This window comes from Micromonospora sp. AP08 (assembly GCF_008085935.1).
GTDB lineage: Bacteria > Actinomycetota > Actinomycetes > Mycobacteriales > Micromonosporaceae > Micromonospora > Micromonospora chersina.
This window is the reverse complement of record NZ_VSEZ01000002.1, coordinates 36,342-60,272: the sequence shown is the minus strand read 5'-3', so window position 1 is coordinate 60,272 and position 23,931 is coordinate 36,342. Positions and strand designations below refer to the sequence as shown.

Annotated in this window: 27 protein-coding genes and 1 riboswitch; of the genes, 14 read left to right on the top strand and 13 right to left on the bottom strand. The window is 73.2% G+C overall.

Annotation, left to right across the window (positions count from 1 at the left end; translation table 11 throughout):
* Positions 1–43 precede the first annotated feature (43 nt).
* Complete coding sequence (locus tag FXF50_RS03550; protein ID WP_148425771.1) at positions 44–415, bottom strand: VOC family protein; 372 nt, start codon at positions 413–415, stop codon at positions 44–46.
* Between the two features lie 109 nt (positions 416–524).
* On the opposite strand from FXF50_RS03550, the gene FXF50_RS03545 reads away from it, so the two are divergent.
* Entirely contained in the window at positions 525–986 is a 462-nt protein-coding gene (locus tag FXF50_RS03545) for a hypothetical protein (RefSeq protein WP_148425770.1), read from the top strand.
* A gap of 16 nt (positions 987–1,002) precedes the next feature.
* Here the strand turns inward: FXF50_RS03545 and FXF50_RS03540 are convergent, their stop codons facing one another.
* The 3 genes from FXF50_RS03540 to FXF50_RS03530 form a co-directional block, all read right to left on the bottom strand.
* Entirely contained in the window at positions 1,003–1,722 is a 720-nt protein-coding gene (locus FXF50_RS03540) for a thymidine kinase (RefSeq protein WP_148425769.1), read from the bottom strand.
* Between the two features lie 65 nt (positions 1,723–1,787).
* Positions 1,788–3,179 carry an MFS transporter gene (locus tag FXF50_RS03535; protein ID WP_148425768.1) on the bottom strand — a complete coding sequence of 464 codons (1,392 nt, stop codon included), beginning with the start codon at positions 3,177–3,179 and terminating at the stop codon, positions 1,788–1,790.
* A 16-nt stretch (positions 3,180–3,195) separates the two neighbouring features.
* Entirely contained in the window at positions 3,196–3,963 is a 768-nt protein-coding gene (locus FXF50_RS03530) for a glycerophosphodiester phosphodiesterase family protein (RefSeq protein ID WP_148425767.1), read from the bottom strand.
* A 99-nt stretch (positions 3,964–4,062) separates the two neighbouring features.
* Between FXF50_RS03530 and FXF50_RS03525 the strand changes: the two genes are divergently transcribed.
* The gene (locus tag FXF50_RS03525; protein ID WP_255509869.1) at positions 4,063–4,515 is read left to right on the top strand and encodes a helix-turn-helix domain-containing protein; all 453 of its coding nucleotides are present in this window, start codon (positions 4,063–4,065) and stop codon (positions 4,513–4,515) included.
* A complete protein-coding gene (locus FXF50_RS03520; RefSeq protein ID WP_148425766.1) occupies positions 4,508–4,876 on the top strand; it encodes a DUF4180 domain-containing protein in 369 nt (122 codons plus the stop codon). Before FXF50_RS03525 ends, FXF50_RS03520 begins: the two co-directional genes overlap by 8 nt.
* Before the next feature lie 3 nt (positions 4,877–4,879).
* Here the strand turns inward: FXF50_RS03520 and FXF50_RS03515 are convergent, their stop codons facing one another.
* Entirely contained in the window at positions 4,880–5,722 is an 843-nt protein-coding gene (locus FXF50_RS03515; protein ID WP_148425765.1) for an SDR family NAD(P)-dependent oxidoreductase, read from the bottom strand.
* 360 nt (positions 5,723–6,082) lie between these two features.
* Positions 6,083–6,859, bottom strand: a complete 777-nt coding sequence (locus FXF50_RS03510) for a 1-acyl-sn-glycerol-3-phosphate acyltransferase (protein WP_148425764.1) — start codon at positions 6,857–6,859, stop codon at positions 6,083–6,085.
* Positions 6,860–7,036: 177 nt separating this feature from the next.
* Between FXF50_RS03510 and FXF50_RS03505 the strand changes: the two genes are divergently transcribed.
* Entirely contained in the window at positions 7,037–8,449 is a 1,413-nt protein-coding gene (locus FXF50_RS03505) for a cytochrome ubiquinol oxidase subunit I (protein WP_187399494.1), read from the top strand.
* 14 nt (positions 8,450–8,463) lie between these two features.
* Positions 8,464–9,462, top strand: coding sequence for a cytochrome d ubiquinol oxidase subunit II (cydB, locus tag FXF50_RS03500; RefSeq protein ID WP_091307023.1), 999 nt, complete (start codon positions 8,464–8,466; stop codon positions 9,460–9,462).
* Positions 9,463–9,526: 64 nt separating this feature from the next.
* Here cydB and FXF50_RS03495 read toward each other — a convergent pair whose 3' ends face one another.
* From FXF50_RS03495 to FXF50_RS03485, 3 genes are all read right to left on the bottom strand, one after another.
* A complete protein-coding gene (locus FXF50_RS03495; protein ID WP_222865985.1) occupies positions 9,527–10,090 on the bottom strand; it encodes a GNAT family N-acetyltransferase in 564 nt (187 codons plus the stop codon).
* Positions 10,091–10,137: 47 nt separating this feature from the next.
* Positions 10,138–10,818 (bottom strand): hypothetical protein, encoded by a 681-nt coding sequence (locus tag FXF50_RS03490; protein WP_148425762.1) that lies wholly within the window; start codon positions 10,816–10,818, stop codon positions 10,138–10,140.
* A gap of 67 nt (positions 10,819–10,885) precedes the next feature.
* The gene (locus FXF50_RS03485; protein WP_148425761.1) at positions 10,886–11,728 is read right to left on the bottom strand and encodes a patatin-like phospholipase family protein; all 843 of its coding nucleotides are present in this window, start codon (positions 11,726–11,728) and stop codon (positions 10,886–10,888) included.
* A gap of 78 nt (positions 11,729–11,806) precedes the next feature.
* Here FXF50_RS03485 and FXF50_RS03480 point away from each other — a divergent pair, with 78 nt between their 5' ends.
* Positions 11,807–12,535 carry an SDR family oxidoreductase gene (locus FXF50_RS03480; RefSeq protein ID WP_148425760.1) on the top strand — a complete coding sequence of 243 codons (729 nt, stop codon included), beginning with the start codon at positions 11,807–11,809 and terminating at the stop codon, positions 12,533–12,535.
* 45 nt (positions 12,536–12,580) lie between these two features.
* Here FXF50_RS03480 and FXF50_RS29670 read toward each other — a convergent pair whose 3' ends face one another.
* Positions 12,581–12,706 (bottom strand): hypothetical protein, encoded by a 126-nt coding sequence (locus FXF50_RS29670; RefSeq protein ID WP_255509868.1) that lies wholly within the window; start codon positions 12,704–12,706, stop codon positions 12,581–12,583.
* Entirely contained in the window at positions 12,703–14,121 is a 1,419-nt protein-coding gene (locus FXF50_RS03475) for an OFA family MFS transporter (RefSeq protein WP_148425759.1), read from the bottom strand. The genes FXF50_RS29670 and FXF50_RS03475 overlap by 4 nt, the downstream gene beginning before the upstream one ends.
* 180 nt (positions 14,122–14,301) lie before the next feature.
* On the opposite strand from FXF50_RS03475, the gene FXF50_RS03470 reads away from it, so the two are divergent.
* The 4 genes from FXF50_RS03470 (at position 14,302) to FXF50_RS03455 (ending at position 18,725) form a co-directional block, all read left to right on the top strand.
* Entirely contained in the window at positions 14,302–14,874 is a 573-nt protein-coding gene (locus tag FXF50_RS03470; protein WP_148425758.1) for a GNAT family N-acetyltransferase, read from the top strand.
* Between the two features lie 34 nt (positions 14,875–14,908).
* Positions 14,909–15,760, top strand: coding sequence for a pyridoxal kinase PdxY (gene pdxY / locus FXF50_RS03465; protein WP_148425757.1), 852 nt, complete (start codon positions 14,909–14,911; stop codon positions 15,758–15,760).
* Positions 15,761–15,843: 83 nt separating this feature from the next.
* Positions 15,844–16,290 (top strand): helix-turn-helix transcriptional regulator, encoded by a 447-nt coding sequence (locus FXF50_RS03460; RefSeq protein WP_148425756.1) that lies wholly within the window; start codon positions 15,844–15,846, stop codon positions 16,288–16,290.
* A gap of 56 nt (positions 16,291–16,346) precedes the next feature.
* On the top strand, positions 16,347–18,725 hold the full coding sequence (locus FXF50_RS03455) for an excinuclease ABC subunit UvrA (protein ID WP_148426255.1): 2,379 nt from the start codon (positions 16,347–16,349) through the stop codon (positions 18,723–18,725).
* A gap of 81 nt (positions 18,726–18,806) precedes the next feature.
* Here the strand turns inward: FXF50_RS03455 and FXF50_RS03450 are convergent, their stop codons facing one another.
* Positions 18,807–19,292 carry a carboxymuconolactone decarboxylase family protein gene (locus FXF50_RS03450; RefSeq protein ID WP_148425755.1) on the bottom strand — a complete coding sequence of 162 codons (486 nt, stop codon included), beginning with the start codon at positions 19,290–19,292 and terminating at the stop codon, positions 18,807–18,809.
* Between the two features lie 180 nt (positions 19,293–19,472).
* On the opposite strand from FXF50_RS03450, the gene FXF50_RS03445 reads away from it, so the two are divergent.
* Positions 19,473–20,390 (top strand): RNA polymerase sigma-70 factor, encoded by a 918-nt coding sequence (locus FXF50_RS03445; RefSeq protein ID WP_148425754.1) that lies wholly within the window; start codon positions 19,473–19,475, stop codon positions 20,388–20,390.
* Positions 20,391–20,428: 38 nt separating this feature from the next.
* Complete coding sequence (locus FXF50_RS03440; RefSeq protein WP_148425753.1) at positions 20,429–20,869, top strand: nuclear transport factor 2 family protein; 441 nt, start codon at positions 20,429–20,431, stop codon at positions 20,867–20,869.
* A gap of 102 nt (positions 20,870–20,971) precedes the next feature.
* On the opposite strand, the gene FXF50_RS03435 is transcribed toward FXF50_RS03440, so the two are convergent.
* Positions 20,972–21,694, bottom strand: a complete 723-nt coding sequence (locus FXF50_RS03435; protein ID WP_222865984.1) for a phosphotransferase — start codon at positions 21,692–21,694, stop codon at positions 20,972–20,974.
* A gap of 94 nt (positions 21,695–21,788) precedes the next feature.
* On the opposite strand from FXF50_RS03435, the gene FXF50_RS03430 reads away from it, so the two are divergent.
* On the top strand, positions 21,789–22,796 hold the full coding sequence (locus FXF50_RS03430; RefSeq protein ID WP_148425752.1) for a tyrosine-type recombinase/integrase: 1,008 nt from the start codon (positions 21,789–21,791) through the stop codon (positions 22,794–22,796).
* 19 nt (positions 22,797–22,815) lie between these two features.
* On the top strand, positions 22,816–23,841 hold the full coding sequence (locus FXF50_RS03425; protein ID WP_148425751.1) for a hypothetical protein: 1,026 nt from the start codon (positions 22,816–22,818) through the stop codon (positions 23,839–23,841).
* Positions 23,841–23,922: riboswitch (ZMP/ZTP riboswitch) on the top strand. Its footprint overlaps the gene before it by 1 nt.
* Positions 23,923–23,931 lie beyond the last annotated feature (9 nt).

The following is a 23,931-nucleotide window of genomic DNA, read 5'->3' as shown; positions in this document are numbered from 1 at the left end:
CCGCCGACCCGCCGGGCAACCCCCGGCGGGCCGGCGGCGGTGCTCAGCCCTGCGGCCGGGGGCAGAGGCAGAACGGCTGGCCGATCGGGTCGAGCAGCACGGTCCACCGCTCGCCGCCCGGCTGGAACTCCGGGCGCGTCGCGCCGGCCGCGACGAGGTCCTTCTCGGCGACGGTCACGTCGTCGACGTAGAGGTCGAGGTGGTAGCGCTTGCCGGCGGTCTCGTCCGGCCAGGCCGGCGGCGCGTATCCGGGCACCAGGCCGAAACCGACCGACGTCCCGTCCTTGCTGATCATGGCGTATTCGGCCTGGCTGTGGGTGACCTCCCAGCCGAGGGCGCGCGAGTAGAACGTGGCGTGGGCGACCGGGTCGGAGCTGTCGAGGTTGACCATCGCGAGGTCGGCGTGCACTGTCATGCCGGCAGTCTGCCGAAGGTACCTGCCATCTTCTGTCAGGATCAGCCGGCGCATCGCAGCGGCACAAGTTCCTGCGGGCCGGCCCGCCAGTCTCCTACCGTCGGTGGTGATGGGCAGGGAACAGGCGGGGAGCCGGCCGGCCCGGCGCCGCCGCCGGCCGGTACGCGCCGGCGTGCTGGTCGCCGCCCTCGGGCTGGGCACCTGCCTGGTCGGTGTGGCCGGGCTCGGGGTCTGGAACGTGCAGGTGGTGCTCCAGGCCAACGGCCCGGTCCGCGACACCGCCGACGCGTTCTTCCGCGAGGTGGCCGCCGGGGAGACCGACCAGGCGTACGACAAGCTGTGCCGAGAGGCGCGCGGGAAGTGGAGCCAGGTCGGCTTCGGCAGCTGGGTGCGCACCCCGCCGCAGGTCAGCGGCTACGAGATCGTCGACGTGTCGGTGCAGACCCGGGGCGGCCGGCCACGCGGCACGGTGACGGTGCGGCTCACCCGCGACGGCGGCGGCAGCGAGGATCGGGAGCTGCCGATCGTGCAGGAGGACGGGAAGTGGCGGGTCTGCGGGGATCCGTTCTGACCGCGGACCGTGCGAATCAGGCGCGCGGGCCGAGGTCGCCGGAGCGGTAGTGGCGCCGGCACAGCACCTGGTAGCGCACGTCGGCGGTGTCCACGGTGTCGCCGATGACGACCTGCTCGCCCTCGCGCACCACCCGGCCCTCGACGACCCGGGCGTTGAGCCGCCCCTCCCGGCCGCACCAGCACAGCACCTCGACCTGGATGCGGGCCACCTCGTCGGCGAGTTCGAACAGCCGCTGCGCGGCCGGGAACAGGCAGGAGCGGAAGTCGGTGGCGAGGCCGAAGGCGTACACGTCGACGTCGAAGTTGTCGACCAGGTCGGCCATCTGCTCGATGTGCGCCAGGTTGTAGAAGGACGCCTCGTCGCAGATCAGGTAGTCGACGCGGACCCCCTCGGCCCACGCGTCGCGCACCAGGTCGCGCAGGTCCAGCTCGTCGGTCACCTCGACGGCGGAGTGGGCCAGCCCGATGCGGGTGGTGACCTGCGGGCCGAGCGAGCGGTCGATGCGGGTGGTGACCAGGCCGCGGCGGCCCTGCCGGGCGTGGTTGTAGTTCATCTGGAGGGCCATGGTGGACTTGCCGCAGTCCATCGGCCCCCAGAAGAACTTCAGCGCGGCGGCGTGCAGCGGCCGGCCGTCGACGGCGCGGGCGGCGGCGCAGCCGCCGGCACGGTCGTCGTCCGGGCCCGGGAGCGGGCGGGCCAGGCAGATCGGGGCGGCAGCGGCGTCGTCGGTCACGTCGCGGCAGCCTAGCCCATCGACGCGGAAGGATCTTGCCCGCGCGGGGTCCGCGCGGGCACGCCTCACAGCACCCGGGGCGGGGTGTTGCCGGCGGCGACGATGGCCCGGCGGATCGGCACGGCCGCCAGCAGCGCGAAGCCGACCACGAAGAAGATCAGCAGGGAGACCAGGCCCACCCGGTACGAGGAGGTGAGCTGGAACACGAGGCCGAAGGCGAGCGGCCCGAGCCAGCTGGTGCCCTTGTCGCTGATCTCGTAGAAGCCGTAGTACTCGCCCTCCTTGCCGGCGGGGATGAGCTGGCTGAACAGCGACCGGCTCAGCGCCTGGCTGCCGCCGAGCACCAGGCCGATGCACCCGCCGAGGACCATGAACGGCAGCGGCGCCTCGGCGGGCAGCCGGAACGCGGCGATGATCACGCCGGTCCAGAGCACCAGGGACAGCAGCACGGTCTTCCAGGCGCCGATGCGCCGGGCCAGGGCGCCGAGGGCGAGCGCGCCGCCGAAGGCCAGGAACTGCACCAGCAGGATCGTCACGATCAGGGTGCTCTGCTCCAGCCGCAGCTCCTCGGTGCCGTACTGGCTGGCCAGGGTGATGACGGTCTGGATGCCGTCGTTGAAGACCAGGAAGGCGAGCAGGAAGAACAGCGTCAGCGGGTACGCCTTGATCTCGCGCAGGGTGTGGCCGAGCTGCCGGAACCCGTCGGTGAGCACGTTGCCGCCGCCGTGCAGCGCCGCGGCGGTGGGGTGCTCGCGCAGCCAGCGCAGCGGCAGCAGGGTGAACGCCGCCCACCAGACGCCGGCCGAGACGATCGACCAGCGGGCCAGGTCGAGCGTGCGCTGCGGGTTGCCCTCCTCGCTGAGCATGGTGACCGCGACCAGGTTCAGCGCGAGCAGCAGCCCGCCGCCGAGGTAGCCGATGGCCCAGCCGCGGCTGGAGATGGCGTCCCGGTCGTCGGGGCCGCCGAGCTGCGGCAGGAACGAGTTGTAGACGACCACGGCGGCGCCGAAGGAGATGTTGGCGACCAGGAACAGCGCCCCGCCGAGCAGGTAGCGCTCGCCGGTGACGAACGCGAACGCGATGGTCGCGCCGGCGCCGGTGAACGCCGCCGCGGCGAGCAGGCGCTTCTTGTGCGCCGACCGGTCGGCGATCGCCCCGACGACGGGCAGCACGAACACGGTGAGGAACACCGACAGCGAGATCAGGTACGGGTAGTAGGAGCCGGCCGCGATCCGGATGCCCAGCGGGTGCACGGCTCCGTCGCAGCTGTCGGCGCCCAGTTCGCAGCCGGCGGCCAGCTCGGTGACGGTGGTGAGGAACGGGCCGAGGAAGACCGTGATCACCGTGGTCTGGAAGGCGGAGTTCGCCCAGTCGTAGAAGTACCAGCCGGTGCGTTCGCGGCGGGTGCTGCCCGGGCGGGCGGGCTCGGCGACGGCGGGGGCGACCGTTTCGGCCATCGGGGTCCTCGGAGGTTCAGGCGGCCCAGTGGCCGCGGCTGCGGTAGACGTCGCGCAGCACGCCGACGTGATCGGTCATGATGCCATCCACACCAAGATCAAGTAAGTCGTGCATTTCGGTGGGTTCGTCGATCGTCCAGACATGCACCTGCAACCCGAGCCGGTGGCAGTAGTCGAGGAACCGCCGGTCGACCACGGGCACCCGGCCGTACCGGACCGGGACCTGGGCGGCGACCACCGACGGGGGCAGCCGCATCGGCCGCCCGTGCAGGGACGCCATCCGCAGCCGGGCCACCCCGCGCATGCCCAGGCTGGTGGCGACCTTCGCCCCGGCCAGGGCCCGCAGCCGGGCCAGCCGGGCGTCGCTGAACGAGGCGAGCAGCACCCGGTCGCCGGCGCCGGCCCGGGTGACCGTGTCGACGGTCGGGACGACGCCCCCGTCGGCCTTGACGTCGACGTTGAACCGGACCTCCGGCCACGCGCCGAGGACCTCGTCGAGGCGGGGCACCACGGCGGCGCCGCCGACGCGTACCGAGGCCAGGTCGGCCCAGCGCAGGTCGGCGATGCGGCCGCGTTCGCCGGTGACCCGGTGCAGGGTGGCGTCGTGGAAGATCACCGGCACGCCGTCGGCGGTGGCGTGTACGTCGGTCTCCACGTACCGGTAGCCCAGGGCGACGGCGCGGGCGAACGCGGCGGCGGTGTTCTCGTCGCCCTCGGCCGCGCCGCCGCGGTGGGCGAACGCGAGGGGTGCGGGGGCGTCGAGGTAGCCGTGTCGGGGCTGCACGCCGGAAGTATGCCGGGCCCGCGTGACGTCCGGGTGACCGGCCGGCGTCGCCGCAACCAACTTCCCTATCGTTCCCTGTTGTCGCTACCATGGGGCGCGATGGGTAACGACATGTACTCGGTGGAGCAGGTGGCGGAGCTGCTCGGGCTGCACGTGCGCACCGTGCGCGGCTACATCCGCACCGGTCGGCTGCGCGCGGTGCGGATCGGCAAGCAGTACCGGATCGCCCGCGCCGACCTCGACGCGCTGACCGGCCGGCCCGCGCCCGCCGCCGGCGTGCCGGCGGCGGAGGTGTCGAGCATCGTGCAGGTCGACGGCGTCGACCGGGCGGCGGCCGACCGCCTCGCCACGCTCGTGCTGGCCGGCGTCAACACCCACCACGACCCCGCGCGCCCCCTGCGCGTGCAGACCGTCCACGACGAGGAACGCCACCGCATGAAGATCGTGATCCTGGGCGACGCCGCCGCCACCGCCGACCTGCTGCGCCTGGTCGACGCCGTGCTGGCCGGCGACAACGGCCTGCTCACCGGGAAGGAGACCGACGATGCCTGACGTGCTGGAGGAGCGGGCCGGGGTGCCGGTGCTGGTCTGCGACCCGGCCGGCCCGCCGGTGGCCACCACCGAGGCGGCCCTCGATCTGATCGGCGCGGCCTTCGGCGGCGCCGAGGTGGTCGCGGTGCCCGCCGGGCGGCTCGACCCGAGCTTCTTCTCGCTGGGCACCCGCTTCGCCGGGGAGGTCATGCAGAAGTTCGTCAACTACCGGCTGCGGCTGGTCGTCGTCGGCGACATCTCCGCGCACCTGGCCGAGAGCGGCGCGCTGCGCGCGCTGGTGGCCGAGTCCAACCGGCACGACCACATCTGGTTCGTGCCCGACCTGGCCGCGCTGGACGCCCGGCTGGCCGCCGCCGGCTGAGCCTCAGCGCACCCAGCCCGCGGTCAACGCGGTCACCCCGAGACCGTCGGGGTCGGCCAGCTTGACGCCGACGAACTGCCGGGCGGCGGGGGAGGTCTGCACCCGGGGCGCGGGCTCCGGGTCGACAAGCGTCGCCACCACGGCCGCCGCGGCGTCGGCCGGCGACTGCGCGGTGGCGAACGCGGCGGCGCTCCGGTTCAGGTACGCGCGCAGCGCCGGCCCGTACACCCCGGCGGCGGCGATCGCGGCCTCCGGGTCGAGGCCGACGTTCGCGACGAACTCGCTGGCCACCGCGCCCGGCTCGACGACGGCGACGCTGACCCCGACGGTGGCGGCGACCGGGGCGAGGCTCTCCATGAACCCCTCGACGGCGAACTTCGCCGCGCAGTACGCCTCGTTGAACGGCTGCCCGACCACCCCGCCGACGCTGGTCACGGTGATCAGCCGCCCCCGGGTGGCGCGCAGGTGCGGCAGGGCGGCGCGGGTGACGTGCAGGACGCCGAAGAAGTTGACCTCCATGACGGCCCGGACGTCCTCGACGGTTTCCTGTTCGAGGGTGCCGACGTGCCCGGCGCCGGCGTTGTTGACCACCGCGTCGAGCCGGCCGTGGCGGGCCACGACGTCGGCCACGCAGGCGGCCACCTCGGCCTGGTCGACGACGTCGAGCAGGCGTACGTCGAGCAGGTCGGCGACCCCGGCGGCGTCGGCGGCGGCGCGCAGCCGGTCGGCGCGGGCGAGGTCGCGCAGGGTGGCCACGGTCCGCCAGCCGGCGCGGGCCGCGCCCACGGCGGTCTCCAGGCCGATCCCGGTGGATGTGCCGGTGATCAGGACCGTTGGTGCGCTCATCCCCGCCTCCGCCGTCCGCTGCCTGCCCGCGTTCCGCTCGCAGGGTCGCACCGGGCGGCGGGTCGGCGCAGCGGAACGGCGCGACGTGGGCGGGTCAGCCCGGCTGCGGGCTCGGGCCGACGCCGGCGTCGCGGGTCTGCGGCGGCGGGTACGGCTGCTCGGCCAGCAGCCGCGCCAGGTGCGCGCTGTTGGGGGCCAGCGCCGTGGTGGTGCGGCCCGTGGTGTCCGGTTTGGGGCGGGCGGCTTCAGCGTGCAGTTGAGCACCAGGGCCCGGATGGACGCCACGGTCGTTTCCTCTCGGCCGGCCGGCGGCGGCGGCCCTGGCATACCCCCGGTCGGTGGCCGGCGATGCCTGACGGGTCAGCTCGCCGGCCGGCGGCGGTGCGACCGGGTGGTCTCGGTGGGGCGGCCGGGGTCGACGTGGCGGGGCCGGTCGGGCTCGTCGGGGCGCAGCGGCGCCAGGTCGTCGGTGATCGCGTCGATGATCCGGTCGGTGGCCCGCCGGGCCGCGCCGGGCGTGCCGGGGTGCAGGTCGCGCAGCAGCACCGGGGTGCCGAACCGCACCCGGATGACGGGCCGGCGCCACACCGCCCGGGCCAGGGCGGGCAGCATGCCCTGGGGCGCCCGGTAGGGCAGCACCTCGTGGGATCCCCACTGGGCGACCGGGAGGACGGGGGCGCCGCTGGCGAAGGCGAGCCGGGCGGCGCCGGTCTTGCCCCGCTCGGGCCACATGCCGGGGTCGAGCCCGATGCGACCTTCGGGGTAGACCAGCACCACCGAGCCGCCGGCCACCGCGCCGGCGGCCATCTCCAGCGAGTGGCGCACCGAGCTGGTGCCGCGGTCGACGCGGATGTGCCCGGCGCGGCGCATCAGCGGGCCGATCACCGGGGCGCGGAACAGCCCGCCGGTGGCCATGATCCGCGGGTGGATCCCGCGGACCTGGCAGGCGGCGGCGAGCACCACGGGGTCGAAGGGGCTGATGTGGTTGGCGGCCAGGACCAGCGGCCCGCGGCGCAGCTCGTCCGGCACGTCGCCGCTGACCTCGAGCCGGCCGACCAGGGCGACGAGGCCGCGGGCGGCCAGTTGCACGGCGCGCCAGAGCAGGGGCGCCCGCCAGTGGGTGATCGGGGTGTCCATCAGTGCTGGATGGTCGCACGCGCGCGGGTGAGCCCGGGACCCGATCCCGGGCCGACCGGCAGAGGTGATCAGGGTCATTGGTCCCGGGCCGCTTCGGGCCGTGCGGCCCTGCCCATTCTTCTACGACGCCGAGTAGTATTTACTACGTCTCGTAGTATGCACAGCTGGGGGTTTCAGGTGGACGCGTTGGACGTCGCCCGCTGGCAGTTCGGTGTCACCACCGTCTACCACTTTCTCTTCGTGCCCTTGACCATCGGCCTGTCCGTGCTGGTGGCCATCCTCCAGACGATGTGGCACCGCACCGGCAAGGAGCGGTACCTCAAGCTGACGAAGTTCTACGGCAAGCTCTTCCTCATCAACTTCGCGATGGGCGTGGTCACCGGCATCGTGCAGGAGTTCCAGTTCGGCATGAACTGGTCGGACTACTCGCGCTTCGTCGGCGACATCTTCGGCGCGCCGCTGGCCATCGAGGCCCTGGTCGCGTTCTTCCTGGAGTCGACCTTCATCGGCCTGTGGATCTTCGGCTGGGACCGGCTGCCCAAGCGCCTGCACCTGGCCGCCATCTGGGCCGCGGCGATCGGCACGAACCTGTCCGCGTACTTCATCCTCGCCGCGAACTCGTTCATGCAGAACCCGGTCGGCTTCCGGATCAACCCGGAGACCGGCCGCGCCGAGCTGACCGACTTCGTCGCCGTGCTCACCAACAAGGTCGCCCTGGTCACCTTCCCGCACACCCTCTCCGGCGCGTTCCTCGTCGCCGGGTCGCTGATCGTCGCCGTCGGGCTGTGGCACGTCATCCGCAACCGCGACAGCGCCGACACCGACGCGTACCGCTTCGCCACGAAGTTCGGCTCCTGGGTGGTCCTGGTCTCCTCGGCGCTGGTGCTGTTCACCGGCGACATCCAGGGCAAGATCATGACCGAGGTGCAGCCGATGAAGATGGCCGCCGCCGAGGGCCTCTACACCACCGAGAGCCCCGCCTCGTTCTCCGTACTCACCGTCGGCAGCCTCGACGGCAGCCGCGAGGTCTTCGCCCTCAAGATCCCGTACCTGCTGTCGTTCCTTGGCACCGGCGACCCGAACGGCACCGTGCAGGGCATCAACGACCTCCAGGCCCAGTACGCCAGCCAGTACGGCGCCGGCAGCTACACCCCGATCATCCCGGTCACCTACTGGAGCTTCCGCTTCATGATCGGCCTCGGGCTGGCCGCCGCCGCGATCGCCCTGATCGTGCTCTGGACCCAGCGCAAGGGCCGCACCCCGTCGAGCCGCTGGCTGCTGCGCGCCGGCCTGGTCATGCCGGCCCTGCCGCTCCTGGCCAACTCCTTCGGCTGGATCTTCACCGAGATGGGCCGCCAGCCGTGGATCGTCTTCGGCGAGATGCTCACCCGCGACGGCGTCTCCCGCAGCGTCTCGCTGACCGAGGTCCTCACCTCGTTCACCGCCTTCACCCTGATCTACGCCACCCTCGCGGTGGTCGAGTTCAAGCTGCTGGTCCGCTACGCCAAGGCCGGCGTGCCCGACGTGACTCCGGCCCCCGAACCCGCCGACACCGACGACGCCGACCGCCCGCTGGCGTTCGCCTACTGACCCCGGAGCCCACCGTGGAACTGACGACCGTCTGGTTTCTCCTCGTCGCCGTGCTCTTCACCGGCTACTTCATCCTCGAAGGCTTCGACTTCGGCGTCGGCATGCTGCTGCCCGTGCTGGGCCGCGACGACCGGGAACGCCGCGTCCTCATCAACACCATCGGCCCGGTCTGGGACGGCAACGAGGTCTGGCTGATCACCGCCGGCGGTGCCATGTTCGCCGCCTTCCCCGAGTGGTACGCCACCCTCTTCTCCGGCTTCTACCTGCCGCTGCTGCTGATCCTGCTCGCCCTGATCGCCCGCGGGGTGGCCTTCGAGTACCGGCACAAGCGCACCGAGGCGACCTGGAAGCGCCGCTGGGACCAGGCCATCTTCTGGGGTTCGGCCGTGCCGGCGGTGCTGTGGGGCGTCGCCTTCGCCAACATCCTCCGGGGCGTGCCGCTGTCGGCCGACCACGAGTACGCCGGCGGCCTGTTCGACCTGCTCAACCCGTACGCCCTGCTCGGCGGGGTGACCACCCTGGGCCTGTTCCTGACCCACGGCGCGGTGTTCGTCGCCCTGAAGACCAGCGGCGACATCCGGGAACGGGCCGGCGCGCTGGCCGTCAAGCTCGGTGTCGGCACCGCCGTGGTGGCGGTGGCCTTCCTGTCCTGGACCCTGACCATCCGCTCCAGCGCGGCCGCCGTCGTGCTCGCCGTGGGCGCCGCCCTCGCCCTGCTCGGCGGTCTCGCCGCCGCCCGGGTACGCCGGGAGGGCTGGGCGTTCGCCGGCACCGCCGTGGCCATCGCCCTGGCCGTGGCGACCCTGTTCGCCGCGCTGTTCCCGAACGTGCTGCCGTCCACCCTCGACGCCGCCGGCACGCTGACAGCGACCAACGCCGCCTCCACCCCCTACACCCTGAAGATCATGACCTGGGTGGCCGTGGTGTTCACCCCGATCGTCCTGGCCTACCAGGGTTGGACCTACTGGGTGTTCCGCAAGCGGATCGGGGTACAGAACATCCCGCAACACTGACGAGCCTGCGGGCGCGGGTGACGCGGGGCCGGTGCGAGGGGGTCGCACCGGCCCCGCGGGGCGTTCACACCAGGTCGATCCGTTCCCACTCGACCGGGTAGCCGGCCCGGGCGAAGGTGGCCGCCATCGGGGCGTTGCCCTGGTCGGTGGCGGCCACGATCTCCTCGGCTCCCGCCTCGACCAGCAGGTGGGTGCCCTCGACGAGCAGGTCGTAGGCGTAGCCGTGGCCGCGCTGTTCCGGCAGCATGCCGACGAACCCCACGACGTGGTCGGTGGGGTTGCGGGCCGGCACGACCAGGCCGACGGGCTCGCCGCCGGGGGTGAACGCCATCCGCCACCGGTCCCGCGGGCTGGGCATCCAGCGCAGCAGGTCCAGGTCCTCCCGCGCCGCCGCGAGCGGGCCGTGGGCGGCGGCCGCGGCCCGGAAGTGGGCGTCCAGGCTGCCCTCGCCGATGCGGCACAGCGCGTCCAGGACCACCGCGTCGTCGGGCTCGGGCCGGAACTGCAGCCGCCCCGGCCGGGCCGGCAGGCCGCACCCGGGCGTCCAGCGGTAGCAGTACCGCTCGACCAGCACCCGCATGCCGGCCGCCGTCGCGGCGTCGATGCGGGCCTGCGCCTGGGCGCGCACCGCGGGCCCGGCCGAGGCGATTTTCGGCCGGGGCGCGGCGGCACGGCTCAGCGGGCCTCGCGCAGCTCCGCCAGCCGGGCCTCGATCTCGGCCAGCTCGGCGCGCAGCTTCTCCGCCTGCTGTTCGGCCTCGGCCCGCTCCGCGGCCAGGATCTGCTCCACCGCCTCCTGCACCCCGGGCACGTCGACCAGCGCCACCATCCGCAGCGCCTCGGCCGGCTTCACGACATACGGCCTGGCGAGGGCCTTGGCGCCCTGCTGCGCCGCCACCGTCCACTCGCCGTCGGCGTAGGCCAGCGTCACGGTCAGCCCGGCCGGGCCCTTCGGCTTCACGGCCTTCACCGCCCGCCGCGCCGGCTTCGGCTCCGCCTGCTGCGCCACCCTCGGCTCCTCCCGCCGCGGCGCCGGCACCGCCGGCGTGTCCAACACGAACTCCGGCTCCGCCGGCGCCGCCTCGACCGGGGGTTCCGGCTTCGGCTCCGCCGGCCGCCGCCCGGCGCCCTTCGGGGCGATCGCCACGTCGGTGGGGGAGAAGGGCAGCTCGTCGCGGCCGAAGCGGACCACCACGAACTCCTCGGACACCTCCGGGTCGGTCAGCTCCACCACCTGCCCGAGCTGGCCCGCCATCTGCCCGGCCGCCGTCGTGAACACCACCTTGGGCTTGCGGCCGGCCGCCAACGCCTCCCGGATGCCCTGTACCTCGTCAGTGGACAAACCCTGGCCCGCCATCACAGCCCTCTTCCGTACACGTGTCTGATGCCTGCCTTGATACCAGCCGGCACCGACACGCGAAAGATCAACCCCCGGTGCTCCAGACGGCCGCCACCTCGTCGGCCACCGCGGCCGCCTGCGCGAACCCGGCCCGCGCCGACGCGGCCCGCCGCGCCGGATCCAGCACGTTGCGCCCGATGGCGGCCCGCGCCGCCCGGTCCGGCGACACCACCGCCACCCGCGCACCCGCCGACCGCAACTCCGCCACCTGCGCGGACAGCCGCGGCATCGGCCCGAACCCGGCGCGCGTCGGCGCCAGGACCACCACCCGCCGCGCGCCCCGCGCCAGGTCCGCGTTCACCGCCGAGCGCACCCCGCCGTCGACGTAGCGCCGGCCGCCGATGGTGACCGGCGGCCACACCCCCGGCACCGCGCAGCTGGCCCCCACCGCGTCCACCAGCGGCACCTGCGCGCCGGCGTCGAAGACGACGAACTCACCCGAGGCCGCGTCGACCGCCGTCACGAGCAGCCGCCGCGCCGGCCACCCGTGCACCGGCAACCTCGCCGCGATGACCGCCCGCCGCGACTGCTCCGACGGGGTACGCGCCGCCAGGGCCATCGCGCCGACCCGGGCCCGCGCCCGCACCGCGTCCCGGCCCCGGGTGCCCGCCCACGCCCAGCGCGCCAGCACCCCCACCCCCAGCCGGGCCGCCACCTCGGTGCCCGCCGGGCGCAACTGCGCCGCGTACAGGTCCTCGACCGCCGTGCCGGAGCACACCTGCGCGCCCACCACCGAACCGGCGGAGGTGCCCACCACCAGCTCCGCCCCGGTCAGGTCGACCCCCCGTGCGGCCAGCCCGGCCAGCAGCCCCAACTCCCACGCCACCCCGGTCACCCCACCGCCACCCAGCACCAGCGCCCGCGTCATGTGTGACCGTCCTCTCCGTCCGGGTCCCGCGCCGATCACGGTAACGTCAGCGCCACCAGCAGGGCAGGGGAGAACACATTGACCTCCGTCACCATCGTCACGGGTGGGGGGCGCGGGATCGGCGCGGCCACCGCCCGCCGGCTCGCCGCCGCCGGCCACGACGTCGTCGTCGGCTACCGCAGCGACCACGCCGCCGCCGAGGCGGTCCTCGCCGACGTGCGCGCGGCCGGCCGCCGCGGTGTCGCCGTCCCCGCCGACACCGCCGACCCCGACCAGGTCCAGCGACTCTTCGACGCGGCCGCCGAGCTGGGCCCGCTGACCGGCCTGGTCAACAACGCCGGCATCACCAGCCCGATCGGCCCCTTCGCCGACCTGCGCGTGGACGACCTGCGCCGGGTCGTGGACGTCAACCTCGTCGGCTACGTCCTGTGCGCCCAGCAGGCCGCCCGCCGGATGGCCCGCGGCGGCGCCATCGTCAACGTGTCCTCGGCGGCCGCCACCCTCGGCAGCCCCGGCGAGTACATCCACTACGCGGCCGTGAAGGCCGCCACCGACACCCTCACCGTCGGCCTCGCCAAGGAACTCGCCCCGCAAGGCATCCGGGTCAACGCGGTCGCCCCCGGCATCATCCGCACCGACATCCACGCCCTGTCCGGCGCGCCCGACCGCCCGGACACCGCGGCCGGGCGCATCCCGCTGGGCCGCGCCGGTGAACCCGACGAGGTCGCCGGTGCCATCGCGTTCCTCCTCGGGCCCGACGCCTCGTACACCACCGGGGCCGTCCTGCGCATCGCCGGCGGCCTCTGACCCGGCAGCGGCCCGGGGCGACGTCGCCCCGGGCCGCCCTCGCCTCTAGTGGGTGAACAGCTTCGCCGCCGTGATCAGCGTCTGCACCACCCCGTACCCCAGCAGCGCCGACACCACCACCCACGACACCACCAGGCGGACCCGCTGCCCGCCACCGACCCGCTCGTTCACGACCCGCTCCTCTCCGCCGTCACCGGCTGCGCATCCTCGACACCGTCCCGGCCCGACACCGGCTCGTGGAACCGCTCCGGCACCGGCCGGATCAGCAGGTTCGCCACGAAACCGACCGCCAGCACCCCGACCATCGTGAACAGCGCCGGCCGGTACGCCGCCGCCGTCAACGTGCCCGGCTTGCCCTGCGCGTCCAGGAACGCATTCACGATCAGCGGACCGGCCACCCCGGCCGCCGACCACGCCGTCAGCAGCCGGCCGTGGATCGCGCCCACCTCGTACGTGCCGAACAGGTCCCGCAGGTACGCCGGCACCGTGGCGAACCCGCCGCCGTAGAACGACAGGATCACGCACGCCAGCAGCACGAACAGCGCCGTCGCCGTCTGCCCGAACAGGGCCAGCAGGATGTACAGCACCATCCCGACACCCAGGTACAGCAGGTAGATGGGCTTGCGGCCGATCACGTCGGACGTCGAGGACCACACGAACCGGCCCGCCATGTTGAACAGCGACAACAGCCCCACGAACCCGCCGGCCGCCGCCACCGACACCGCCGAGGTCCCGTTGTCCCGGAAGAAGTCCTGGATCATCGGGCTGGCCTGCTCCAGGATCCCGATGCCCGCCGTCACGTTGCAGAACAACACCACCCACAGCAGCCAGAACGAGCGGGTCTTCACCGCGTTGGCCGCCGACACGTTCGCCGTGGTCACCAGCGGCTTCGCCGCCACCCGCGCCGGGTCGAAGCCCGCCGGCCGCCAGTCGGCCGCCGGCACCCGCACGTTGAACACCCCGAACATCATGATCACGAAGTAGCCGACGCCCAACGTCAGGAACAGCCACACCAGGGCGCTGCCCGACGCCGTCGAGCCCGCGTTCGCCGGGTCGTACCCGGGGTCGTAGAACGACAGCAGCTGCCGGGACAGGGGAGAGGCCACCATGGCCCCACCACCGAAGCCCATGATCGCCAACCCGGTCGCCAGGCCCGGCCGGTCCGGGAACCACTTGATCAACGTGGAGACGGGGGAGATGTACCCGATCCCCAGCCCGATCCCGCCGAGCACCCCGTACCCCAGGTACAGCAGCCACAGCTGCTTCGTGGCGATGCCCAGCGCGCCGACCAGGAAGCCCGCCGCCCAGAAGCACGCCGAGACGAGCATCGCCTTCCGCGGCCCGTTCGCCTCCACCCACGTGCCCGCCACCGCGGCCGACAACCCCAGCATCACGATGGCGATGCTGAAGATCACCCCGATCGCCGTCTGTCCCGTGTCGAAGTGCGCGATCAGGGAGTTCTTGTACACGCTGGTCGCGTAGACCTGCCCGATGCAGAGATGGATGGCCAGCGCCGCCGGTGGGATCAGCCACCGGCTGTAGCCCGGCGGCGCGACGGTGTGCCGACGATCGAGTGCGGAAAGCATGCCTGCTTCCTCTCCGGAGAATGGCGAAAAACCCACCCGTTCATGCCCCCAACGCACACTGGGCCGAAACCCACCCCGCGCCGGACGGTCGAAACCCTGAGCCGAACGGTCCGCGCCGCTCGCGGCCCCGCACCCGGCGTCGCCCCGCCGTCACCGCCCGTCGTGGCGGATCATGGGCGCATGCCGCTGCTCACCACCCCGGCCCTGCGCCCCGGCGCCCTCGCCCGCCACCCCCAACCCGACCTCGACGCCGGCGACCTGCGCCTGCGGCCCTGGCGACCCGAGGACCGGCCCGCCGTCCTCGCCGCGTACGCCGACCCCGCCATCCGCCGCTGGCACTGCCGCACCATGACCGACGACGAGGCCCGCGACTGGATCGACTCCTGGCCGCGACGATGGCACCAGGAGACGGACGCCAGCTGGGCCGTCACCGACCACGCCGGTGTGCTCGGTCAGATCGGCCTGCGCGCGGTCGACCTCTACGAGGCCGAGGCCGCGGTGTCGTACTGGGTGTTGCCCACCGCCCGCGGCCGGCGCGTGGCCGCCCGCGCCCTGGCCGCGCTCACCGCCTGGAGCCTCGACGAACTCGGCCTGCACCGCCTCGGGCTGCGTCACTCCACGGCCAACACCGCCTCCTGCCAGGTGGCGCAGCGCGCCGGCTTCCCCCTCGAGGGCACCAACCGCAGCGCCGCCCGGCACGCCGACGGCTGGCACGACATGCACGTGCACGCCCGGCTGCGCACCGACACCTGACCAGGGCTCCGCCGGCGGATGCGACGATGAGCAGGTGAAGATCCTGTCCATCCAGTCCTCGGTCGCCTACGGCCACGTCGGCAACTCCGCCGCCGTGTTCCCGCTGCAACGGCTCCGGCACGAGGTCTGGCCGGTGCTGACCGTGCACTTCTCCAACCACACCGGCTACGGCGCCTGGCGCGGCCCGCTGCTGCCCCCGGCCGACGTCGCCGAGGTGATCGCCGGGATCGAGGACCGCGGCGTGCTCGGCACCGCCGACGCCGTGCTCTCCGGCTACCAGGGCGACCCGGCCATGGGCGCGGTCATCCTCGACGCGGTCGCCCGGGTGAAGGCCGCCAACCCGGACGCGGTGTACTGCTGCGACCCGGTGATGGGCGACGTCGGCCGCGGCATGTTCGTCCGGCCCGGCATCCCCGAGTACCTGCGCGACACCGTCGTGCCCCGCGCCGACATCGTCACCCCGAACCAGTTCGAACTGGAGTTCCTGGCCGGCCGCCGCACCGACACCCTGGACGACCTGCTCGCCGCCGTCGACGTCGTCCGCGACACCGGACCCCGGCACGTGCTGGTCACCAGCGTCCTGCACGGCGACGTGCCGGCCGGGTCGCTGGAGGTCGTCGCCGTCTCCGACGCCGGCGCCTGGGCGGTCACCACCCCGCTGCTGCCGATCAGCCCCAACGGCGGCGGCGACGTCACCGCCGCGCTCTACCTGGCCCACCTCGCCACGACCGGGTCGCCCGAGACGGCGCTGGAACGCACCACCAACTCCATCTTCGCCGTCCTCGAGGCGACCCTCGCCGCGGGCACCCGGGAGCTGCAGATCGTCGCCGCCCAGGACGCCATCGCCGACCCGCCCACCCGCTTCGGCGCCCGCCGGCTGCGCTGAGACGACCACCGCCGCACCGGACCGCCCCGGACCGGTGCGGCGGTGCTGGGCAACCCCCGCGGCGACATGGCACGATCGGGCAGGTGACCAGCAGTAGCGCCGCCGCGCAGCACCTGCGCGACCTCGCCCGGCTGCGCCGCGTCCGAGACCGGATCGACCGGGACTACACGCAGCCGCTGGACGTCGAGGCGCTCGCACGCGGGGTGAACATGTCGGCCGGGCACCTCAGCCGCCAGTTCCGGCTCGCCTACGGCGAGTCCCCGTACTCCTACCTCATGACCCGCCGCATCGAACGCGCCATGGCCCTGCTGCGCCGCGGCGACCTCAGCGTCACCGACGTCTGTTTCGCGGTCGGCTGCTCCTCGCTGGGCACCTTCAGCACCCGCTTCACCGAGCTCGTCGGTGTGCCGCCCAGCACCTACCGCGCCCAGGCGGCCGGCGGCGCCGAGCCGCCCCCGTGCCTCGCGAAGCAGGTCACCAGGCCGGTCAGAAATCGAGAAGCGAAGGCCACGGGGCCGCAACTAGCGTGACCGCCATGGCCGTCACCCACCACCACGCGTCCCTCCCGCACACCGACGGAGACACGATGAGGACGGACACCCCGTCGCCCGCGCCGCACGCCGCCGACACCCACGACATGATCCGCGTGCAGGGCGCCCGCGAGAACAACCTCAAGGACGTCAGCGTCGAGATCCCGAAGCGCCGCCTGACGGTGTTCACCGGCGTCTCCGGCTCCGGCAAGAGCTCCCTGGTGTTCGGCACCATCGCCGCGGAGTCGCAGCGCCTGATCAACGAGACCTACAGCACCTTCGTGCAGGGCTTCATGCCGACCCTGGCCCGCCCCGAGGTCGACGTGCTCGACGGGCTGACCACCGCGATCATCGTCGACCAGGAGCGGATGGGCGGCAACCCCCGCTCCACCGTCGGCACCGCCACCGACGCCAACGCGATGCTGCGCATCCTCTTCAGCCGCCTCGGCCAGCCGCACATCGGCTCCGCCCAGGCCTTCTCCTTCAACGTCGCCTCGATCAGCGGGGCCGGCGCGGTCACCATCGAACGCGGCGGCCAGGCCGTCAAGGAACGGCGCGAGTTCAGCATCAACGGCGGCATGTGCCCGCGCTGCGAGGGGACAGGCTCGGTCACCGACTTCGACCTGACCCAGCTGTACGACGACAGCAGGTCGCTCAACGAGGGCGCGCTCACCATCCCCGGCTACAGCATGGACGGCTGGTACGGGCGCATCTTCAGCGGCTGCGGCTTCTTCGATCCCGACAAGCCGATCCGCGAGTTCACCAAGAGGGAATTGCACGACCTGCTCTACAAGGAGCCGGTCAAGATCAAGGTCGAGGGCATCAACCTCACCTACGAGGGCCTCATCCCCAAGATCCAGAAGTCGATGTTGGCCAAGGACGTCGACTCGATGCAGCCCCACATCCGCGCCTTCGTGGAACGGGTCGTCACCTTCACCACCTGCCCCGACTGCGAGGGCACGCGGCTCAACGAGGCCGCCCGCTCGTCGAAGATCGCCGGGATCAGCATCGCCGACGCCTGCGCCATGCAGATCAGCGACCTCGCCGCGTGGGTACGCGACCTCGACGAACCGTCGGTGGCGCCGCTGCTCGCGAAGCTCCAGCACACCCTCGACTCGTTCGTGAAGATCGGGCTCGGCTACCTCTCCCTCAACCGGCCCTCCGGCACCCTGTCCGGCGGCGAGGCACAGCGCACCAAGATGATCCGCCACCTCGGCTCCTCGCTCACCGACGTGACCTACGTCTTCGACGAACCCACCATCGGCCTGCACCCCCACGACATCCAGCGCATGAACGAACTCCTGCTCCAACTGCGCAACAAGGGCAACACCGTGCTCGTCGTGGAACACAAACCCGAAACCATCGCCATCGCCGACCACGTCGTCGACCTCGGCCCCGGCGCCGGCACCGCCGGCGGCGAGGTCGTCTTCGAGGGCACCGTCGACGGCCTACGGGCCAGCGGCACCCGCACCGGCCGGCACCTCGACGACCGCGCCCGCCTGAAGCCGTCGGTCCGCACCCCCTCCGGCCAACTGGAGGTACGCGGCGCCGACACCCACAACCTCCAGAACGTCGACGTCGACATCCCGCTCGGAGTGCTCACCGTCGTCACCGGCGTGGCCGGCTCCGGCAAGAGCTCACTCATCCACGGCTCGGTGTCCGGACGCGACGGCGTCGTGACCGTCGACCAGGGCGCCATCCGCGGCTCCCGCCGCAGCAACCCCGCCACGTACACCGGACTGCTCGACCCCATCCGCAAGGCCTTCGCCAAGGCCAACGGCGTGAAGCCCGCCCTGTTCAGCGCCAACTCCGAGGGCGCCTGCCCCGCCTGCAACGGCGCCGGCGTCATCTACACCGACCTCGCCATGATGGCCGGCGTCGCCACCACCTGCGAGGAGTGCGAAGGCAAGCGGTTCCAGGCCTCCGTCCTGGAATACCACCTCGGCGGCCGCGACATCAGCGAGGTGCTCGCCATGTCCGTCGACGAGGCCGAGGAGTTCTTCGGCGCCGGCGAGGCACGCACCCCGGCCGCCCACAAGATCCTCGACCGGCTCGCCGACGTCGGGCTCGGCTACCTCACCCTCGGCCAGCCGCTCACCACGCTGTCCGGCGGCGAACGGCAGCGGCTCAAGCTGGCCACCCAGATGGCCACCAGCGGCGGCGTCTACGTCCTCGACGAACCGACCACCGGCCTGCACCTCGCCGACGTCGAGCATCTCCTCGCCCTGCTCGACCGGCTCGTCGACTCCGGCAAGTCGGTCATCGTCATCGAGCACCACCAGGCGGTCATGGCACACGCCGACTGGATCATCGACCTCGGCCCCGGCGCCGGCCACGACGGCGGCCGCATCGTCTTCGAGGGCACCCCCGCCGACCTCGTCGCCGCCCGCTCCACCCTCACCGGCGAACACCTCGCCGCCTACGTCGGCGCCTGAGCGGGCGTCATCCTGAGGCAGGGGAACGCCGCCGAGCGCCCGGCCCGGACCGGAACGGTCCGGGCCGGGCCCGCCGACCGGTCAGCCCAACGCGGCCGCGAACATGCCCGGCTCGTAGGAACCGCCCCGCTGGTGCACGATCACGGCCATCCGGTTCGCCGCGTTGATCAGCGCGACCAGGGCCACCAACGCCGCGATCTGGTCGTCGTCGTAGTGCTTGCGCACCGCCGCCCAGGTCTCGTCCGACACCCCCTCGTGGGCGTCGGCGAGCCGGGTGCCCTCCTCCGCGAGCGCCAGCGCCGCCTGCTCGGCCTCGCTGAAAACGGTCGACTCCCGCCAGGCGGCGACCAGGTTCAGCCGGACCGGCGTCTCCCCGGCCGCCGCGGCCTCCTTGGTGTGCATGTCGATGCACCAGCCGCACCCGTTGATCTGGCTCGCGCGCAGCGACACCAACTCCTGCGTGGACCTCGGCAACGACGACTGGTGGATGACCAGGCCGGCGTTGGCGAACCGCTTGGCGAACTTGACGGCGATCTCGTTGCCGAGCATGTCGAATCGAGCATCCATGGCTCGTCCCTCCTCGATTTTGTCGCACCGGACGACCACGAGATGCCGCCGACCCCGAACCCCGTGACACCACGACCACGTGACGACCGCCACAACCGTCCGTACGCCCGTCGGTGTCACACGACGGCCCGCACCGGCATCTCATGGACGACACCGTCGAGAACCGAACAGGAGCCACCCATGGCCGGCACGGCGCAGACCGCACGCGACGACCGCCCGGACGCCGCCACCGAGGCGTTCCTCGCCCACCGCAAGCTGCTGTTCACCGTCGCCTACGAGATGCTCGGCTCGGCCGCCGACGCCGAGGACGTCCTCCAGGAGACCTGGCTGCGCTGGGTACGCGTCGACCTCGCCACGGTGCGGGAACAGCGGGCGTACCTGGTCCGCATCACCACCCGCCAGGCCCTCGCCCGGCTGCGCACGCTCGGCCGCCGCAAGGAGTCCTACGTCGGCCCCTGGCTGCCCGAACCGCTGCTGACCGCACCCGACGTGGCCGAGGACGTCGAGCTGGCCGACAGCGTCTCGATGGCCATGCTGCTCGTGCTGGAAACCCTCACGCCGACCGAGCGGGCGGTGTTCGTCCTGCGCGAGGTGTTCGACCTGCCCTACGACGAGATCGCCGAGGCCGTCGACAAGAACGAGGCCGCGGTCCGCCAGATCGCCCACCGGGCCCGCGGCCACGTCGCGGCACGCCGGCCCCGCGGGGTCACGTCCGCCGCCCAGACCCGGGACGCCCTCGAGGCGTTCCGGAAGGCGACCGAGACGGGCGACCTTCAGGGCCTGCTCGACATCCTCGCACCGGACGTCGTCTTCCTGGGCGACGGCGGGGGAGTCCGGCAGGCCGTTCCGCGCCCCGTCGTGGGCGCCGAGAAGGTGGGCCGCCTGCTGGCCGCCGGCGTGGGCCGGATCGCCGCCGCCCTCATGTCGCTGCGCCCGGCCCAGGTCAACGGCTACCCGGCGCTGATCCTCCAGCAGGGCGACGAGGTCGACACCGTCCTGGCGGTGCGCATCGACGACGGGCTCGTCACCGGCCTGTACGCCGTGCGCAACCCGCACAAGCTGTCGCACATGGAGCACGAGATCAGCCTGAGCCGCTGAGCTGTCAAGATCCCAACGCGGGGGAGAGGTACGGAAACATGCCCAGTCAGCGTGACGCGGACGAAGCCGCGATCCGCCAGCAGATCGACAAGATCATCGAAGGGCTCCGGGACAAGGATCTCGACAGCCTGAGACAGCGCTACACGGCGAACGTGGTGTCCTTCGACGTCGAGCCGCCGCTACAGCACGTCGGGATCGACGCGAAGCTCAGGAACTGGGCGAACGTGTTCGCGGTCTTCGAGACGGTGGCCTACGAGGTCCGGGACCTGACCCTCACCGTGGGCGAGGACGTGGCGTTCGGACACGCGTTCGGCCGGCTCAGCGGCACCCTGAAGGACGGGACGGCCACGGACGGCATGTGGGTGCGGGTCACCTACGGCTTCCAGAAGACCGGCGACACGTGGCTGATCGCGCACGACCACGTTTCCGTGCCGCTCGACGTCCCCAGCGGCAAGGGAATGACCCACCTCCAGCCCTGACCGGTCGCCGTCCGCCTAGCGTCGATAATGCACATTATGTCAAGTAAGCAGGTTCCGGCCCTCCCCGGCCTCAGTCCACGACGGGGTCGGTGAGGACCGCATTCAGGGTCCTCGCCTGCTCCTCGTTCCGGTCGTCGCCTGCGAGGGTGATGAGCGCCTTCCACAGCGCCCAGCCGCGGGCACGCCGCCAGGCGTCGTCGGGCAGGCCGGCCGACTCCCGGAACAGCCGGCGCTCCGGAGCGGCGAACCAGGTCCACGCCGCCACCAGGTCGCAGGCGGGATCCCCCGACGCCACACGTGCCGAAGTCGATGACCGCCGACAGTGTCCACCCGGCCGCCCAGCACCGCGAGGGCCTGTTCGACCTCGTCGTCGTAGGCGCTCGGGTGGCAGCCCCGGAAGCAGGAATGCCGCCCGGCCGCCGGACCTCCCGTGGTGGGCGCGCGGCGCAGCGCGGTCAGGAACGCACCCAGGTCGCGCGCCACGGCCGGCCGGTCGACCTCCGCGGTGGCCGCGAGGGTGTCGCCGGGCAGCCAGCGCCGCACCGACCTGGGGTACGGGTGGCCGGCGCCGGGTGCTCCGGTGGCCACCGGTTCGGGTACGGGCAGCGGCAGGTGTCGGGCCAGCGCGGGCAGGCAGCCGTCCTCCTTGGCGACGCCGGGCACGTAGCCCTCGGCGCTGGGCAGCCGCACGACGAGGTGCTCGCCGAGGCGGAAGGTCCGGTTGTCCCACCCCTGCCGGGCCACGGCGGCGACCGGCAGGTGCGCCCACCGCGGGAACTGTTCGGTGACGAGCCGGCGTACGAGTTCCTCGTCGATGTCCACCACGCACCCAGTCTGGGCGCCGCGACAAGTGGATTGCCGCGTCGCTCCCCCACATCGACCGCTGGCGGGAACGCGAAAATCATGCATAATATGCCTTATGCATGACAAACCGGACGAACCGGTAGGGCGGTTGATCGAGGAGTTCCTGACCGCCCGGGCCACCCGCAAGCCCTCCCCCCACACCCTGGCGGCCTACCGGCGGGACCTCACCACGGTGGCGGGCCTGGTGGCGGCGGGCGACGGCAGCACTCCCCTCCCCCTCGACCGGCTTCCGGTCTCCGCCCTGTCCCCCCGGGTCATGCGCGCGGCGTTCGCCCGCTTCGCCGCGCCCCGCGCCGCCGCCTCGGTCCACCGTGCCTGGTCGACGTGGAACAGCTTCTTCACGTTCCTGGTCGCCGAGGGTGTCGTGCCCGGGAATCCGATGCCGGCGGTGGGGCGGCCCCGCACCCCGCTCCCCCAGCCCAAGCCGTTGCGCGGCGAGGACACCCCGGAGGAACTGCTGGCCGCGGTGGCCCGGGAGGACGGCCGGCAGCGCGACCCGTGGCCGGAGCGGGACCTGGCCGTGCTGGCGTTGGCGTTGTGCGCGGGGTTGCGCCTGTCGGAGCTGCTGGCGCTGCGGGTGGCGTCGGTGGCCGGCCGGGCCGGCGAGCGGCGGGTCGACGTGGCGGGCAAGGGTGGGCGGCCGCGGACGGTGCCGATCGAGGCGGGTGTGGACCGGGTGCTGGCGGACTACCTGGACAGTCGGCGGCGGCGGTTCGGGTCGCGCAGTGTCCGGCCGGACTCGCCGCTGCTGGTGGACCGGCGGGGTGAGCCGCTGCGGCGGGGTGGCCTGCAGTATCTGGTGGAGTCGTGTTACCGGCGGGCGGGGATCGGTGACCGGGTGCCGCGGGGGGCGCGGCTGCACGCGTTGCGGCATACGTTCGCGACCCGCTTGGCCGAGGACGGGGCGAGCGCGGCGGAGATCATGCGGTTGCTGGGGCACGCGTCGTTGGCGTCGTCGCAGACGTACATCGAGGTGACGGCGGGTCAGCAGCGCGCGGCGGTGGCGTCGAACCGTACGAACCGTGCGCTGGCGGGTCTGGTGGGTCAGCGGGAGGTGCGCTGAGCGGGGCAGCATGGTCGGGGTGCGGGTGGGTGTGGCGCGGGCGGTGGCGGTCGGGTGGGTACGCGAGGAGATGCGCCGGGACCCGTCGGTCGGGGGTGCGTTCTTCAGCGGGTCGACGGTGGGTCTGCCGGACGAGGCGGTTCTGCCGGCGTGGTCGGACGTGGACGTGCTGCTGGTGCGGGACGGGCCGGCGCCGAAGGTGGGCAAGTTCGTTCACCGTGGGGTGCTGTTGGAGGTCTCGGCGCTGACCTGGGCGGAGCTGGGGTCGCCTGCGGACGTGCTGGGGTCGTGGGTGTTCGCGCCGATGTTCCGGGCGGGCGCGGTGATCGCGGATCCGTCGGGTCGGCTGGCGGCGATCCGGGACCGGGTGGCGGCGGGATTCGCGGATCCGGTGTGGGTGCGGCGGCGGTGTGCCGGGGTGCGGCGGCGGATCGAGGACGGGTTGGCGCGGCTGGACGAGCGGGCGTCGCTGGCGGAGCAGGTGCTGGGGTGGGTGTTCCCGACGTCGCTGCTGGCGGTGTGGCCGGCGGTGGCGGGGTTGCGGGATCCGACGGTGCGGCGGCGGTACGTGCGGGCGCGGGAGGTGCTGGCCGCGCACGGGTTCGCTGACCGGTACGAGGAGTTGCTGGCGTCGTTGGACGGTGGCGGGGTGGGGCCGGATCGGGTGCGGGAGCACCTGGCGGGGTTGGCGGTGACGTTCGACGAGGCGGCGCGGGTGGCGCGTACCCGGTTTCCGTTCGTGGCGGACCTGTCGGCGGCGGGGCGGCCGGTGGTGCTGGACGGGAGCGCGGAGCTGGTGGCGGCGGGCGCGCACCGGGAGGCGATGTTCTGGGTGGTGGTGACGTTCGCGCGGTGTCACGCGGTGCTGGCGGTGGACGCGCCGGGGCGGGAGCGGGTGTTGCGGCCGGCGTTCGAGGCGGCGGTGGCGGATCTTCGGGTGGTGTCGGCGGTGGACCGGCGGCGGCGGGCGGCGGAGCTGCTGGGGTCGTTGCCGCGGTGGCAGGCGGTGGTGGATGCGGTCGCGGAGCGCCCTGTGGCAGGCTGAGGGGTGAACGCGACTGGCGGCACGGGGATGGGTCAACCATCGGGGAGCTCGTCGCGGGGGTCGACCGCCTGGGCCTCCGCGGGCGGGGTG

Bases quoted from the DNA above. Each gene is read 5' to 3' on its own strand.
- FXF50_RS03535 (WP_148425768.1), bottom strand. From the start codon at position 3,179: ATGGCCGAAACGGTCGCCCCCGCCGTCGCCGAGCCCGCCCGCCCGGGC.
- FXF50_RS03485 (WP_148425761.1), bottom strand. From the start codon at position 11,728: ATGACGCGGGCGCTGGTGCTGGGTGGCGGTGGGGTGACCGGGGTGGCG.
- FXF50_RS03525 (WP_255509869.1), top strand. From the start codon at position 4,063: ATGGGTAACGACATGTACTCGGTGGAGCAGGTGGCGGAGCTGCTCGGG.
- FXF50_RS03470 (WP_148425758.1), top strand. From the start codon at position 14,302: ATGCCGCTGCTCACCACCCCGGCCCTGCGCCCCGGCGCCCTCGCCCGC.
- FXF50_RS03475 (WP_148425759.1), bottom strand. From the start codon at position 14,121: ATGCTTTCCGCACTCGATCGTCGGCACACCGTCGCGCCGCCGGGCTAC.
- FXF50_RS03510 (WP_148425764.1), bottom strand. From the start codon at position 6,859: ATGGACACCCCGATCACCCACTGGCGGGCGCCCCTGCTCTGGCGCGCC.
- FXF50_RS03520 (WP_148425766.1), top strand. From the start codon at position 4,508: ATGCCTGACGTGCTGGAGGAGCGGGCCGGGGTGCCGGTGCTGGTCTGC.
- FXF50_RS03450 (WP_148425755.1), bottom strand. From the start codon at position 19,292: ATGGATGCTCGATTCGACATGCTCGGCAACGAGATCGCCGTCAAGTTC.
- FXF50_RS03440 (WP_148425753.1), top strand. From the start codon at position 20,429: ATGCCCAGTCAGCGTGACGCGGACGAAGCCGCGATCCGCCAGCAGATC.
- FXF50_RS03545 (WP_148425770.1), top strand. From the start codon at position 525: ATGGGCAGGGAACAGGCGGGGAGCCGGCCGGCCCGGCGCCGCCGCCGG.
- FXF50_RS03445 (WP_148425754.1), top strand. From the start codon at position 19,473: ATGGCCGGCACGGCGCAGACCGCACGCGACGACCGCCCGGACGCCGCC.
- FXF50_RS03455 (WP_148426255.1), top strand. From the start codon at position 16,347: ATGAGGACGGACACCCCGTCGCCCGCGCCGCACGCCGCCGACACCCAC.
- FXF50_RS03490 (WP_148425762.1), bottom strand. From the start codon at position 10,818: ATGGCGGGCCAGGGTTTGTCCACTGACGAGGTACAGGGCATCCGGGAG.
- FXF50_RS03515 (WP_148425765.1), bottom strand. From the start codon at position 5,722: ATGAGCGCACCAACGGTCCTGATCACCGGCACATCCACCGGGATCGGC.
- FXF50_RS03550 (WP_148425771.1), bottom strand. From the start codon at position 415: ATGACAGTGCACGCCGACCTCGCGATGGTCAACCTCGACAGCTCCGAC.
- FXF50_RS03430 (WP_148425752.1), top strand. From the start codon at position 21,789: ATGCATGACAAACCGGACGAACCGGTAGGGCGGTTGATCGAGGAGTTC.